The following is a 14,079-nucleotide window of genomic DNA, read 5'->3' on the forward strand; positions in this document are numbered from 1 at the left end:
CCAATGTCCACCGAGACTTCCGCAATCGGCGACGTCGAAGGCTCCGCCCTCTACGACGTCGACAACCCCGCGCCCGTCATCGAGCCGCCGCGCAAGCGGACCGGCAAGACCCCCAAGGGTTCGCGCACCAACTTCGAGATGTACGCCTGGCTCTTCATGCGCCTGTCGGGCATCGTGCTGGTCGTCCTGGTCCTGGGCCACCTGCTGATCCAGCTGGTGCTGGACGGCGGTGTCTCCAAGATCGGCTTCGCCTTCGTGGCGGGCCGCTGGGCCTCGCCGTTCTGGCAGGTATGGGACCTGGCGATGCTGTGGCTCGCCATGCTGCACGGCGCCAACGGTCTCCGTACGGTCATCAACGACTACGCCGAACGGGACAACACCCGCTTCTGGCTGAAGATGCTGCTGTACACCGCCACGGTGTTCACCGTCCTGCTGGGCACGCTGGTGATCTTCACCTTCGACCCGAACATCCGCTAGGCGCCGGGCCCGAAGGACCAGAGGTAAACCATGCAGATCCACACGTACGACACCGTCATCGTCGGCGCCGGCGGCGCCGGCATGCGCGCGGCCATCGAGTCGACCAAGCGCAGCCGCACCGCCGTGCTGACCAAGCTCTACCCCACCCGCTCCCACACGGGCGCCGCGCAGGGCGGCATGGCCGCCGCGCTGGCCAACGTGGAGGAGGACAACTGGGAGTGGCACACCTTCGACACGATCAAGGGCGGCGACTACCTGGTCGACCAGGACGCCGCCGAGATCCTGGCGAAGGAGGCCATCGACGCCGTCCTCGACCTGGAGAAGATGGGCCTGCCCTTCGGCCGTACGCCCGAGGGCAAGATCGACCAGCGCCGCTTCGGCGGTCACTCCCGTAACCACGGTGAGGCCCCGGTCCGCCGCGCCTGCTACTCGGGCGACCGCACCGGCCACATGATCCTCCAGACGCTGTACCAGAACTGCGTCAAGGAGGGCGTGGAGTTCTTCAACGAGTTCTACGTCCTGGACCAGCTGGTCGTCGAGGAGGACGGCGTCAAGAAGTCCGCCGGCGTCGTCGCCTACGAGCTGGCCACCGGCGAGATCCACGTCTTCCGCGCGAAGTCGGTCATCTACGCCTCGGGCGGCACCGGCAAGTTCTTCAAGGTGACGTCGAACGCGCACACCCTGACCGGTGACGGCCAGGCCGCCTGCTACCGCCGGGGTCTGCCGCTGGAGGACATGGAGTTCTTCCAGTTCCACCCGACGGGCATCTGGCGCATGGGCATCCTGCTGACGGAGGGCGCCCGCGGTGAGGGCGGCATCCTCCGCAACAAGGACGGCGAGCGCTTCATGGAGAAGTACGCGCCCGTCATGAAGGACCTCGCGTCCCGTGACGTCGTGTCCCGCTCCATCTACACGGAGATCCGTGAGGGCCGCGGCTGCGGACCCGAGGGCGACCACGTCTACCTCGACCTCACGCACCTCCCGCCGGAGCAGCTGGACGCCAAGCTCCCGGACATCACGGAGTTCGCGCGTACGTACCTCGGCATCGAGCCCTACACGGACCCGATCCCGATCCAGCCGACCGCGCACTACGCCATGGGCGGCATCCCGACCAACGTCGAGGGCGAGGTGCTGGCCGACAACACCACCGTCGTCCCGGGCCTGTACGCCGCCGGCGAGGTCGCCTGCGTCTCCGTGCACGGCGCCAACCGCCTCGGTACGAACTCGCTGCTCGACATCAACGTCTTCGGACGCCGGTCGGGCATCGCCGCCGCCGAGTACGCCGCGAAGAACGACCTCGTCGAGCTTCCCGAGAACCCGGCGCAGCTGGTCGTCGACCAGGTCGAGCGGCTGCGCAACTCCACGGGCACCGAGCGCGTCTCGGCGATCCGCCTGGAGCTGCAGGAGTGCATGGACGCCAACGTGATGGTGTTCCGCACCGAGCAGACGATCAAGACCGCGGTCGACAAGATCGCCGAGCTGCGCAAGCGCTACCTCGACGTGTCGATCCAGGACAAGGGCAAGCGGTTCAACACGGACCTGCTGGAGGCCGTCGAGCTGGGCAACCTGCTCGACCTCGCCGAGGTCATGGCGACTTCGGCGCTGGCGCGCAAGGAGTCCCGCGGCGGTCACTACCGCGAGGACTACCCGACCCGCGACGACGTCAACTTCATGCGCCACACCATGGCGTACCGCGAGGTCGCCGACGACGGCACCGAGTCGATCCGGCTGGACTACAAGCCGGTCGTCCAGACCCGCTACCAGCCGATGGAGCGTAAGTACTGATGGCTACCCCCACCTTGGAAAAGGCCGACAAGGCTCCCGAGCCCGAGGCCGGTTTCGCCGACTCGCCGTACATCACGGCGACCTTCCGGATCCGCCGGTTCAACCCTGAGGTCTCCGACGAGGCCCAGTGGCAGGACTTCCAGATCGAGATCGACCCGAAGGAGCGTGTCCTCGACGCCCTTCACAAGATCAAGTGGGAGACCGACGGCACGCTGACGTTCCGCCGCTCGTGCGCGCACGGCATCTGCGGTTCCGACGCGATGCGGATCAACGGCAAGAACCGGCTCGCCTGCAAGACGCTGATCAAGGACCTGAACCCGGAGAAGCCGATCACGGTCGAGGCCATCAAGGGCCTCACGGTCCTCAAGGACCTCGTGGTCGACATGGACCCGTTCTTCCAGGCCTACCGCGACGTCATGCCCTTCCTCATCACCAAGGGGAACGAGCCGACCCGCGAGCGTCTGCAGTCCCCCGAGGACCGCGAGCGCTTCGACGACACCACCAAGTGCATCCTGTGCGCCGCGTGCACGTCCTCGTGCCCGGTGTTCTGGAACGACGGCCAGTACTTCGGCCCGGCGGCGATCGTCAACGCGCACCGCTTCATCTTCGACTCGCGCGACGAGGGCGGCGAGCAGCGCCTGGAGATCCTCAACGACCGAGACGGTGTGTGGCGTTGCCGCACCACCTTCAACTGCACGGACGCCTGCCCGCGTGGCATCGAGGTCACGAAGGCGATCCAGGAGGTCAAGCGCGCGCTGATCACGCGTCGCTTCTGACCGCCTGTCACGGCAAGAGGCCCCGTCCTCCGCAGGAACACTGCGGAGGACGGGGCCTCTTGCCGTGCCGGGGCGGTTCAGTCCCAGCCCGCGCCGCCCTTGTGCTCCGCGACCACCATGATGCGTCGCAGCATGTCGTTGAGCAGGACGCGTTCGTCCTTGGCCAGGACGCCCAGGAGACGTTCCTCCTCGTGACCGAGGAACTCCATCGCACCGGTCCAGGTCGAGCGGCCCTCCTCGGTCAGCTCCACGTCGACGCGGCGCCGGTCCGTGGTGGAGGTCCTGCGGCGGACGAACCCGCGGCGCTCCAGTGCGTCCAGCCGGCCGGTGACGGAGGCGGGCGCGAGGTCGAGGTCGGCGGCGAGCTCCGAGGGGGCCGCCTTGCCGCCGCGGCCGGCCAGCTTGTGCAGGGTGTCGAACTCCTGCCGGTCCAGGTCGAAGTCGACCAGGGACTGCTCCCGCACCCGGCGCAGATGGACGCCGAGCTTCTTCATCCGGGTCACCGCGCCCTCGACATCGGGGTCGAGTTCCGGAAGTACCGGCTTCCACCGCTCCACGTGGCCGTCGGTCCAGTCGCGTTGCTGCATGGGCCACAGCCTACGCCGGGCACCTACACACTTCGGAACCTTATATTTCGTTGACGAATAGTTCGGTAACGAAATAGATTCTCGCTCATGCCTCACCCCTTACGCACCCGTTCCTTCCGCCTGCTCTTCGTCGGACGCAGCCTCTCGCTGCTCGGCGACGCCGCGATTCCCGCCGCGCTCACCCTCGCCGTCTACCTGGCGACCGGCTCGACCGGAGACCTCGCGCTGGTGCTCGCCTGCGCGATGGTGCCCAAGCTGCTCCTGCTACCCCTCGGCGGCGTGGTCGGCGACCGCTTCAACGCCCGTACGGTGGCGCTGACCACCGATCTCGTACGGTGCGTCACCCAGCTCTTCGTCGGCGCCGAACTGCTCTCCGGCACACCGGCGTTGTGGCAGATCGCGGTGGCCGAGGCGATCGGCGGAGCCGCCGGCGCCTTCTCCATGCCGACCGTCTCGCCGCTGATCCGCGGCACCGTGGCCGAGTCCGGGCTGCTGCGCGCCAACGCCCTGATGGCCGTGGTCAGCAGCGCGGCCCGGATCGGCGGCCCGGCCGTCGCCGGGGCTCTGGTGTTCACCGCGGGGCCCGGCTGGGCCTTCGTCCTGGACGGCACGACGTTCGCGGTGAGCGCCGCGCTGCTCGCCGCCATCGAGGTACGGCATGTCCCCATCCCGCGGCGTTCACTGATCAGCGACCTCAAGGAGGGCTGGGGCGAGGTCCGGAGCCGCGACTGGTACTGGACCAGCCTGATCGCCCACGCCGCGTGGAACGGGGCGGCCGCCGTCCTGATGACGCTGGGCCCGGCGCTCTTCCTCCGCGACCTGGGCGGCAAGGGCGTCTGGCTCGTCTTCCTCCAGACCGGCGCCGTGGGGCTGCTGATCGGCTCGCTGGTGGCCGGCCGGGCCCGGCCGCGCCGCCCGGTCCTGACCGCCAACCTGGGGGGCGCGCTGTACGCCCTCCCGCTCTGCCTGCTGGCCGCACACGCGCCCGTCGGCGTGGCCGTCGGCGCGTACGGGACCGCCATGGCCGGGCTGGGCTTCCTCAACCCGGTCTGGGAGACCGCGGTCCAGTCCGCCGTCCCCGCGCACGCGCTCGCCCGGGTGACCTCGTACGACTGGCTGCTCTCGCTCGGCGCGATGCCGCTGGGGTACACCCTGGCACCGCTCGCCGCCTCCGCGTGGGGTCCCGAAGTCCCGCTCGCCGTCGCCGGGTTGCTGGTCGGCTCGGCCTGCCTGGCCACGGCGGCCGTACCGGGCGTACGGCGTTTCAAGGCGCCCGCCACGCCCGCCGAGGTGGTGACGCGGACCACCGGGACCCCCGCTTGAACATGTTCAAAGAGGGGTCTACAGTCCATGACAACAGCATTTGAACGCGTTCAAGGGAGGGTGGGGCATGGACCTCACTGTTGTCGCGTACGTCATCTACCTGCTCATCAGCGTGGCGCTCACCATCTGGGTCGCCCGCACGCTGAGCCGCAACGGCAAGGTGTTCCTCGCCGATGTGCTGCACGGGAACGAGAAGCTCGCCGACGCGGTCAACCACCTGCTGGTGGTGGGCTTCTATCTGGTCAACCTGGGGTTCGTGACGCTCTACCTGAAGAACTCCGACGGCGTCGCTGACGCCCGGGAGCTCTTCGAGGCGCTGTCGGTCAAGGTCGGCGTCGTCCTGCTCGTCCTCGGAGTCATGCACCTCGGCAACGTCTACGTCCTCAACAAGATCCGTCGCCGCGGCCTGATGGAGCGCGAGCAGACCCCGCCCGTCGCCCCGCAGGGCTGGACAGGACCGGGACCGTGGGCCGCGCCCGCCCCCAGGGCGTGAGGGCCGGTCATGAGGCACCGCACAGGTGGCGGGCGGTGGTCCGTCGAACGGCTCACCGTGCTCTACGACGCACAGTGCTCGCTCTGCGTCCATCTGCGCCAGTGGCTGATGAACCAGCGTCAACTGGTCCCGCTCGACCTCGTACCGGCGGACTCGGCCGAGGCACACCGCCGCTTCCCCGGTCTCGACCACGCCGGGACCCTGGAGGAGATCACGGTGATCGGTGACCGGGGGCAGATCTACCGCTCCACCTCCGCGTGGATCGTCTGCCTCTGGGCGCTGGCCGAGCACCGGCCGAAGGCCCACTGGCTGACCACCCCGGCCGGCCGCCCGTTCGCCCGGGCGACCGTCCTCGCCGCCGCGAAGTACCGCTCGCTGACGGCCGAGCCGTGCCGCGCGGACGGAGGCGGCGGCGGGGACGGCGCTTGCCGGGTCCAGGGCCCCGGCCCGGCGACGTAGCCGGTCCGGATACCCTCGGAACCGTGGTGAAGGAAGAGAACGACGTGAAGGAAGTCAAGGCTCCCAAGAGCGAGCAGACCCGCACACTCATCCTCGAGACCGCGCTCCGGCTCTTCCAGGAACGCGGATACGACAAGACGACGATGCGGGCCATCGCCCAGGAGGCCGGCGTCTCCGTAGGGAACGCGTACTACTACTTCTCGTCCAAGGAACACCTGGTCCAGGGCTTCTACGACCGGATCGCCGCCGAGCACGAGGCAGCGGTACAGCCGGTGCTGGCCGGCGACAAGGACCTCGCGGAACGTATCCGCGGGGTCCTGCTCTGCTGGCTGGACGTGGCGGAGCCGTACCACCGCTTCGCCGCCCAGTTCTTCAAGAACGCCGCCGACCCCGAAAGCCCGCTCAGCCCCTTCTCGCGTGACTCGGTCTCCGCGCGGGAGGCGGCGATCTCCATCCACGAGCGCTGCCTGGAGGGCTCCGGCACCAAGGTCGACCCCGAACTGGCCGACCTGCTGCCCCAGCTGATGTGGCTGAACCAGATGGGACTGGTGCTGTACTGGGTCTACGACCGCACGGACGATGCCGAGCGCAGCCGCCGCCTCGTCGAGCGCACCGCCCCGATCGTCGCCCGGACCATCGCCCTGTCCCGGTTCCGGGTGCTGCGGCCGCTGGTGCGTCAGGTCTACGAGGTGCTGGAGGAGTTCCTGCCGGGAGCGGCGGGCCGGGCGCCGGCCAAGTGACGCGGGAACGGCCGAGCGGCCGCCCCGGGATCCTTCCCGGGGCGGCCGCTCGTTGTCGCGGTGACGCCCGTGCTGTGGTGCCGGATCAGATCCGGCCCAGTTCCCACAGCCGCCAGATGCCGGTGCCGTCGGAGAGGTACTGCGATCCGGAGACGTCGGGCTTGGCGACGACGTAGTCCTTCTTCTGCCACAGCGGCACCAGCGGCACGTCCTCGCCGACCAGCTTCTGGAGTTCCTTGAAGTCGGCCGAGGTGCGGCTGCGGTCGCTGTACTCCAGCGTGGAGTTGATCAGCTGGTCCATCTTCTTGCTGGTGTAGCCGTTGTGAAGGCTGTTCTCACGGCCGACGAGCGGCTGGCTGAAGGTGTCGGGGTCCGGGTAGTCGGGGAGCCAGCCGACGGTGTACATGTCGTACTTACCGGCCGCGTACTCCTTCTGGAAGGTCTGCCACTCGACGGCCTTCACCGTGACCTTGAACAGCCCGTCCGCCTCCAGCTGGCGGCTGATCTCCGCCGTCTCCTTCTTGTACTCGTCGTCGTCGCGGTAGGCGAAGGTGACGGGCAGCGGCAGCTGTACGCCGGCCTCCTGCATCAGTTCCTTGGCCCGCTTGGCGCTCGGCGACGGGTAGGCGTCGAAGAACGGGGTGCTGTGCCCGATGTAGCCCTGCGGGATCAGCGAGTAGAGCGGTTCGACGGTGCCCTTGTAGATGTCGGTCACCAGCGGCGCGCGGTCGATGAGCGCCGCGATGGCCTGGCGGACCTTCTTGTCGGCGAGCGGCGAACCGGAGCGGACGTTGAAGACCAGGTTGCGGATCTCGGCGCTGTCGGCCTCCGTCACGTGCTGGTCGACGGCGCCCGGGTCCAGCTCGGCGAGCGTGGACGACGGCAGCTGACGGTGCGTGACATCGACCTGGCCGGACTTCCAGGCCGCCAGCAGATCGTCCGACTGCTTGTAGTAGCGCACGGTGACCGGACCACCGGTGCTCTTCAGCGCGCCCTTGTACTTCGTGTTCGGCACGAGCTCGGCGGTGGCACCCGCCTCGTACGACTTCAGTACGTACGGCCCCGAACCGGTCACGCGCCCGTCGTTGCGGAGCTTGTGCTCGGCGTAGGCGTCCTTCTCGACGATGGAACCCGCTCCGGTGGCGAGCTTCTGCGGGAAGGTCGCGTCACGCGAGGAGAGGTTGAACGTGATGGTCCGGCCCTCGGTCACCACGTTCTTCAGGCTGGGGAAGAGAACCGAAGGACCGACGTCCGTCTTGATCTCCATCATCCGGTCGAAGGAGAACTTGACGTCCTCCGCCGTGATGTCCTTGCCGTCGGAGAAGGTCAGGTCGTCACGGAGCTTGCACTGGTACGTCTGCAGCTTCCCACCGATGAACCCACAGCTCTCCGCGGCATCCGGCTCGGGGACGATCGCCCCGGACTTGAACGTCATGAGCGACTGGTAGATGTTGCTGTACATCGCCCACGAACCCGCGTCGTACGCGCCCGCCGGGTCGAGCGAGGTCACCTCGTCGGTCGTGCCGACCGTGACCGGATCACTATTCCCCTCGTCCGAGGGAAGCAACTGCCAGGCGACCACGCCTGCGATGACCAAAACCGCGAAAATCGCGAGAATCCGTAGCCGGATCGACCGCATTGCCGTGCTCTCCCTTACCAGCCCCACCTCGGCGTCGCGCTCAGATACGCAGATCACCGCACGTTCGCGCTCAGCCAATCACACGATTTTCACATCTGGAAGAGGAAATCAGAGCCTCATAGGCTTTTGTTCGTTAGTTGAAACCTTGGGCCGATACGCCGAATACAGAGGGTTCATCACCAGTCACCCGATCGCCTATCCCGCGTCGTCCGACGGTGATTACGCCTGGCGGGACGCGAGCTCGACGACGGTGATGTCGGAGGGGGCGCCGACCCGCACGGGCGGACCCCAGGCGCCCGCGCCGCGCGTGACGTACAGCTGGGTGTCGCCGTAGCGTTCGAGCCCCGCGACCGTGGGGTTGGACAGTTCCGCGATGTAGTTGCCCGGCCAGAGCTGGCCGCCGTGGGTGTGTCCGGACAGCTGGAGGTCCACGCCGTGCTCGACGGCCTCGTCGATGACGACAGGCTGATGGGCCATGAGAACGGCGGCACGGGTACGGTCCCGGTCGCCGAGCGCCCGGCCGAAATCCGGGCCCTGCCCTTCGCTCTCGCCCGCGATGTCATTGACCCCCGCGAGATCGAAGCCGTCGATCTCGACCCGGGCGTTCTCCAGCGGATGCAGGCCCAATTCCCTTACGTGGTCGACCCATTCGGCGGCACCCGAGTAGTACTCGTGATTGCCGGTCACGAAGAAGGCGCCGTGCCGGGAGCGGAGCCCGGCGAGCGGTTCGGCGGCCGGGCCCAGATCCTCGACCGATCCGTCGACCAGGTCCCCGACGACCGCGATCAGATCGGGCTGGGTCCGGTTGACCGCGTCCACGATCCGCCGGGTGTGCGCGCGGCCCAGGACCGGGCCCAGGTGGATGTCGCTCACCACGGCGATCCGGAAGCCGTGGGCGGACCGGGGCAGCCGGGCCAGCGGGACCGCGACGCGCTTGACGCGGGGGCCGCGCAGCACCCCGTAGGCGCCGTAGCCGGTCGTGCCGAGCCCCGCCACGGCGGCGGCGCCCCCGACGGCCCGCGCGACCAAGAGACGGCGCGAGGGGGCAGCCGGGGCCGGGGTGGCCGCGAGGGGCGCGGAGGCCGGCGGGGCCGCGGTCGTGACGGTGGACCCGTGTGCGGCGGTGACCGGTTCGGCGGAAACGGTCTCCGCCGCCGCCTCCTCCTCCGGCGCGTCCGCTGCCCGGCGGGCGAGCAGCCGGCTCAGCAGCGGGCGCAGGAGTTCCCCGGCCAGCAGGGCGAGCGTCAGATAGAGCAGGGCGGCCAGCCACAGATAGCCGGGCCAGGCCAGCACCTGCTGCAGCCAGAAGGGCGTACCCGTACGCCCGGAGACCAGGGCGCCGACGCTCAGCAGCGGCAGGACGTACGCCGCGACCGTGCCGGCCCTGCGCGGAAAGCTGCCCGCTGTCGTGGTGTCACCGACGAGGCGGCGCCACACATAGCGGTGGACGAGGACCAGCAGCGCGAGCACCGCGGCCGCCAGCAGAGCGAAACCCAGGACCGCCATGCGTACTCCCCCGCCCAGTTCGTTCCTGTTTGTACCGCATTCGGCCGAGGCCGGAAGCCGACGCGCTACGCGCCTTGGGCGCGCAGGGCCCTGACGCCACGGAACCCGATCACTCCCACTGCCGTCCCCAGGAGAAAGGACGTGATGGCGAGCAGCAGATGAACCCAGAAGTAGGCGGTCGGGTCACCGGCGTCGTCGAAGGCGAGACCACTGCCGTCCTTCCACAGGTTTTTGACGAAAGTGACCCAGATGAACCAGCTCCACACCCCGAAGGCGAGCAGGAACCAGGAGACGGGGCGGCTGAGCTTCATGGAATCAGTATCTCCGTCACGCTCCCGCCGCCTCGCCCGGGGTGGGCTGTCCCGGCGGTGCGCACGGCGGGTCATCCCTCCGGTGTCCATATTCAGATCAACTGCATGTACGTTTTCGACCGTGCCAGCTCTCAAGAAGGCCGCTCTGTCGGTCACCTCTGCCGCTTTGCTGTCCGTTTTCCTTGTCGGTCCCGCGTCGGCGGTCAGCCAGGACACCACGGACGACGAGCCGAAGCCGCCCACCGGCATGTCGCAGGTCGGTGGCGCACAGCTCGGCCGGAGCGGGACCCAGGTCAATCTCGGCGCCGGCGCCCCGGTCCTGCCGAAGAAACTGACCGGCAGGTCCTGGATGGTCTCGGACGCGGAGACGGGCGACGTGCTCGCCTCCCACAATCCGCACTGGCGACTGCCTCCGGCCTCCACGCTGAAGATGCTCTTCGCCGACACCGTGATGGAGGCGCCGGCGCTCCAGCCGAAGACCCGTGAGTACACGGTGCAGGACGCGGACCTGGCCGACCTCGGCGAGGGCAGCAGCCTGGTCGGCGTCAAGGAGGACCTCCCCTACACGGTGCACGACCTGTGGCTCGGGGTCTTCCTGCGTTCGGGCAACGACGCGGTGCACGTGCTGGCCTCGATGTACGGGGGCGTCCCCAAGACCGTCACCGACATGCAGGCGCACGCGGAGGAGCTCCAGGCCCTGGACACCACCGTGGTCTCGCCCGACGGGTACGACGCCCCCAACCAGGTGTCCAGCGCGTACGACCTGACGCTGTTCGCCCGCAGCGGGATGCAGAAGGCGGACTTCCGCGAGTACTGCGCGACCGCGACGGCGCAGTTCCCCGGTGAGCAGAAGAAGGGCAAGGAGCGCGAGAGCTTCGGCATCCAGAACACCAACCGGCTGCTCACCGGGGCCGACGGGGTGACCGCGTACAAGGGCATCGCGGGCGTGAAGAACGGCTACACGACGCACGCCGGCAACACCTTCACCGGTGTCGCCGAGCGCAACGGCAAGGTGCTGCTCGTCACCGTCATGAACCCGTCGTCCGACGAGACGCACGCCGTCTACAAGGAAGCGGCGAGCCTGCTCGACTGGGGCTTCGCGGCCAGTGGCAAGGTCACCCCGGTCGGCGAGCTCGTTCCGCCGAGGTCCGCCGACACGGGCACGGGCAAGGGCGCCCAGGCGGACAAGCCTGCCGTGAACAAGGGCGGCAACGGCCCCGGGACCACGAAGGCCGCCGCGGCCACCGGCAGCTCCGGCGGGGTGGGGATCGCCCTGGGGATCGCCGGCGGAGCGCTCGTCCTGGTGGCCGGGGCGGCGTTCCTGGTCAACCGGCGCTGGCCGCTGCCGGACCTGGTGCGCCGCCTTCCCCGCCGCTGAGGGTGCTGCCGCCGGCTTCCTTTCCGGCGGCTTCGTCTCCGGCGGCGGACGCGGAGTCCTGCTCCGCGTCCACCGCCGGGCCGGCCTCGTCCTTGCTCCGCGTGGCCGTCCAGGCGGCGCAGAACAGCAGCAGCTTCGCCGTGAAGTTGATCCACAGCAGCAGCGCGATCGGGACGCCGAAGGCCCCGTACATGCTCTTCGAGGCGACGCCCCTCATGTAGCTGCCGAGCAGCAGCTTGAGCAGTTCGAAGCCGACCGCACCGATCAGCGCGGCCACCATGAGCCGACGCCGCGGCGGTTCCACGCCGGGCAGCAGGGTCAGCAGGTAGAGCAGCAGCAGGAAGTCGGCGACCACCGCCACCAGCAGGGCCGCGATGCGCAGCAGCACACCGCCCGCGCCGTCCTCCGGGATGCCCAGCAGGTCGGCGACCCGGCCGACGGCCACGGAGCCGACCGAGGAGATCGCGAGCGTCACCAGGGCCGCCCCGCCCAGCCCGAACAGCACTCCGGCGTCCTTGAGTTTGCGCAGGACGGGGTTGCCCTGGTCCACGTCGTCCATGCCCCAGACGGCGCGCAGGCAGTCCCGCATCGAGCCGATCCAGCCGATGCCGGTGAAGAGCAGCAGCGCACCGGCCACCAGCCCGACCGTCCCCGCGTGTGCCACCAGGTTGTCGATGCCGAGCTGGTCGGAGATGCCGGGCACCTGGTCGGCGACCTTGTCCTCGATCTTGTCCAGCTGCTTGTCCGAGAGCAGCGCCGCACCGATCGCCGCGGCGACCGCGATCAGCGGGAAGAGCGCCAGGAAGCTGATGAACGTGATCGCTGCGGCGAGCCTCGCCCAGTGGACCCGTTCCAGCGTCTCGTAGCTGCGCCAGGCGTGCGTCTCCATCAGCCGGGAGACGAGCGGCCCGATGACGGGGAGTCTTTTCAGCCAGTCCATGTCGTACGACTACCATTCCTAGCCAGTGTGCATGAGTGAGTCCTGTACCCACTGATGTGTTCTGGGCACATCCCGAACGGTTTTGGGTGCGCTGGGTCGCCGCTTTCGCGTCCCGCTCGGTGACATGCCTCCAGGGGCGTGGTCCGTTGCGGGTGGGCGGGTTCCCTCACGTCCTCGTGCACCGTGATCGGCCTGGACGGTCCGATGCCCCACACGATCACTCCGGTCGTGTGGGGGCGGTGCCGTCCGACGCCGGATCGGGTGTCCGAGGGCGCGTCGCCCGATCGCGATACCGGCGGCATCGTGACGGGACATCTTCCGGTGCGGGGTGGTCAGCGGCTTCTGCCAGTGCTGACCACCCCACATCGAGGTATAGGCCGGATCGACCGCGACAACCGCCAAGCCCTGCTCCGCGGCCATGGAGACCAGCCGGGCCTTGAGCTTCCCGGTAGGAATCCCGGAGATCAGCTGCCGGAAGCTCTTCCTGCGCCCGTGCTTCTCCCGGGTCTTCTCCGCACCGAAGTCGAGGTCCTCGATGGCGATCGCACCCACACCGGTCCGCCGCGCCCAGTGCAGGAGTTGGGTCAGGGCGTGGCGGAGCTGCGCGTCGCGGTGATGGGTGGTGCCGGTCAGGTCGTAGGTGAAGCGGTGGGGGTTGCCGTGGGAGTCGAGGTGGTAGGCGGCGAAGTGGTCGGCGTTGGTGTCGACACCGATCACGCCCTTGGCCCGGGCTGCTTCCATGGAAATGGTCTGGATGGTGGGGCGTTGCCAGGACGCGGTCAGATACCAGCGGTCCCGGGTGGTGTCGTAGTGGATGCGGTAGGCGACCGCCCGGTTCGCCTCGATGCGGTCGGCCCACTCCACACCCCGGTGTGCGAACGCCACCGTGGTGGAGGTGAGGGTGTAGCGGCCGTGTGGGCTGTTGGCGAGGTGGGCCAGTGGGGCGGGCAGCTTGATGGACACCTGGCCGTCCGGGGTGACGCGGATCGTCTCGTTCCCGAACCGCTTACCCGACTCACCGTCCGCCGCCAGGAACCACCGTTCCGCCTCCCACCGCTGACGCCACTCGCCTTCGGTCAGCCCTGCCTCGGCGAGGTGGTGGCGGGTGTCGAACAGCCGTTTCCCGCCCCGTACGACCCGGACCCGCCCCGCCTGCCAGTCCGCCACCGCGGCAGCGCGCCGGTGTTCCAGGGTTCGGAGGCGGCGGGACTTGCGGAACCACTCACTCCTGGACCGGTAACCGCCCGGGGCACGTTTCGTACCCTTCGCCCCGATCGGGAGCGACAGGCGGTGCTTGAGCGTCCTGATCCCGGCCTCAAGGCTGCGGATGTGTGCGGCCTGGCAGCGCCGGGCGAGCGCCCACTGATCATGGCTGGCCTTCGTGATCGCCCCGGCAATCCGCGACGACGACACTCTCGTCAGCTCCCGCTTCCGCCCGGCCCAGGATTCGGCGCTGTGGTTGGGGCCGTCCGCGCACCGGGCCTTCAGATCGCGGGAAGCGAGAGTGCCTTGATGCGCGCCGACCGCCCGCAGCACGTGCTCGTCCTGTGCGGTGAGGTGCTTGAGACGGTCCCGGACCGCCACCCCAGAAGGGCCCGGGGCCACGAACGGCGCCGCCGACTTCCGCACCACACCCACACCGCCCCGAGATCGCCGAGCAACCCG

The 14,079-nt window shown here is 69.1% G+C and carries 14 protein-coding genes; 8 read left to right on the plus strand and 6 right to left on the minus strand.

Annotated features, from left to right (window positions below; genetic code table 11):
* The first annotated feature begins 3 nt into the window (after positions 1–3).
* Genes OG959_RS13760 through OG959_RS13770 form a run of 3 tightly spaced genes read left to right on the plus strand, consistent with a single transcriptional unit; the run spans position 4 to position 3,038 of the window.
* Positions 4–477: a succinate dehydrogenase hydrophobic membrane anchor subunit gene (locus OG959_RS13760; RefSeq protein WP_326658473.1), complete on the plus strand. Its 474-nt coding sequence runs from the start codon at positions 4–6 to the stop codon at positions 475–477.
* A gap of 30 nt (positions 478–507) precedes the next feature.
* Positions 508–2,262: a succinate dehydrogenase flavoprotein subunit gene (gene sdhA / locus OG959_RS13765; RefSeq protein ID WP_326658474.1), complete on the plus strand. Its 1,755-nt coding sequence runs from the start codon at positions 508–510 to the stop codon at positions 2,260–2,262.
* The gene (locus OG959_RS13770; RefSeq protein ID WP_326658475.1) at positions 2,262–3,038 is read left to right on the plus strand and encodes a succinate dehydrogenase iron-sulfur subunit; all 777 of its coding nucleotides are present in this window, start codon (positions 2,262–2,264) and stop codon (positions 3,036–3,038) included. Before sdhA ends, OG959_RS13770 begins: the two co-directional genes overlap by 1 nt.
* Before the next feature lie 77 nt (positions 3,039–3,115).
* Here OG959_RS13770 and OG959_RS13775 read toward each other — a convergent pair whose 3' ends face one another.
* Positions 3,116–3,625 carry a MarR family winged helix-turn-helix transcriptional regulator gene (locus tag OG959_RS13775; protein ID WP_326658476.1) on the minus strand — a complete coding sequence of 170 codons (510 nt, stop codon included), beginning with the start codon at positions 3,623–3,625 and terminating at the stop codon, positions 3,116–3,118.
* A gap of 87 nt (positions 3,626–3,712) precedes the next feature.
* Here OG959_RS13775 and OG959_RS13780 point away from each other — a divergent pair, with 87 nt between their 5' ends.
* The 4 genes from OG959_RS13780 (at position 3,713) to OG959_RS13795 (ending at position 6,640) form a co-directional block, all read left to right on the plus strand.
* The gene (locus tag OG959_RS13780) at positions 3,713–4,948 is read left to right on the plus strand and encodes an MFS transporter (RefSeq protein ID WP_326658477.1); all 1,236 of its coding nucleotides are present in this window, start codon (positions 3,713–3,715) and stop codon (positions 4,946–4,948) included.
* Between the two features lie 67 nt (positions 4,949–5,015).
* Entirely contained in the window at positions 5,016–5,441 is a 426-nt protein-coding gene (locus OG959_RS13785) for a hypothetical protein (RefSeq protein ID WP_326658478.1), read from the plus strand.
* A 9-nt stretch (positions 5,442–5,450) separates the two neighbouring features.
* A complete protein-coding gene (locus OG959_RS13790) occupies positions 5,451–5,900 on the plus strand; it encodes a thiol-disulfide oxidoreductase DCC family protein (protein ID WP_326658479.1) in 450 nt (149 codons plus the stop codon).
* A gap of 23 nt (positions 5,901–5,923) precedes the next feature.
* Positions 5,924–6,640 (plus strand): TetR/AcrR family transcriptional regulator, encoded by a 717-nt coding sequence (locus OG959_RS13795; protein ID WP_326658480.1) that lies wholly within the window; start codon positions 5,924–5,926, stop codon positions 6,638–6,640.
* Positions 6,641–6,725: 85 nt separating this feature from the next.
* Here OG959_RS13795 and OG959_RS13800 read toward each other — a convergent pair whose 3' ends face one another.
* The 3 genes from OG959_RS13800 to OG959_RS13810 form a co-directional block, all read right to left on the minus strand.
* Positions 6,726–8,279: an ABC transporter substrate-binding protein gene (locus OG959_RS13800; RefSeq protein ID WP_326666367.1), complete on the minus strand. Its 1,554-nt coding sequence runs from the start codon at positions 8,277–8,279 to the stop codon at positions 6,726–6,728.
* A 219-nt stretch (positions 8,280–8,498) separates the two neighbouring features.
* Entirely contained in the window at positions 8,499–9,785 is a 1,287-nt protein-coding gene (locus tag OG959_RS13805) for a metallophosphoesterase (protein WP_326658481.1), read from the minus strand.
* 65 nt (positions 9,786–9,850) lie between these two features.
* On the minus strand, positions 9,851–10,096 hold the full coding sequence (locus OG959_RS13810; protein WP_148020323.1) for an SCO4848 family membrane protein: 246 nt from the start codon (positions 10,094–10,096) through the stop codon (positions 9,851–9,853).
* Between the two features lie 121 nt (positions 10,097–10,217).
* Between OG959_RS13810 and OG959_RS13815 the strand changes: the two genes are divergently transcribed.
* Entirely contained in the window at positions 10,218–11,474 is a 1,257-nt protein-coding gene (locus OG959_RS13815; protein ID WP_326658482.1) for a D-alanyl-D-alanine carboxypeptidase family protein, read from the plus strand.
* Here the strand turns inward: OG959_RS13815 and OG959_RS13820 are convergent.
* Positions 11,422–12,414 carry a YihY/virulence factor BrkB family protein gene (locus OG959_RS13820; RefSeq protein WP_326658483.1) on the minus strand — a complete coding sequence of 331 codons (993 nt, stop codon included), beginning with the start codon at positions 12,412–12,414 and terminating at the stop codon, positions 11,422–11,424. The genes OG959_RS13815 and OG959_RS13820 overlap by 53 nt on opposite strands.
* An 18-nt stretch (positions 12,415–12,432) precedes the next feature.
* A complete protein-coding gene (locus OG959_RS13825; protein WP_326658484.1) occupies positions 12,433–14,052 on the minus strand; it encodes a transposase in 1,620 nt (539 codons plus the stop codon).
* Between the last annotated feature and the right edge of the window lie 27 nt (positions 14,053–14,079).

This window comes from Streptomyces sp. NBC_00385 (assembly GCF_035917155.1).
Classification (GTDB): Bacteria; Actinomycetota; Actinomycetes; order Streptomycetales; family Streptomycetaceae; genus Streptomyces; species Streptomyces poriferorum.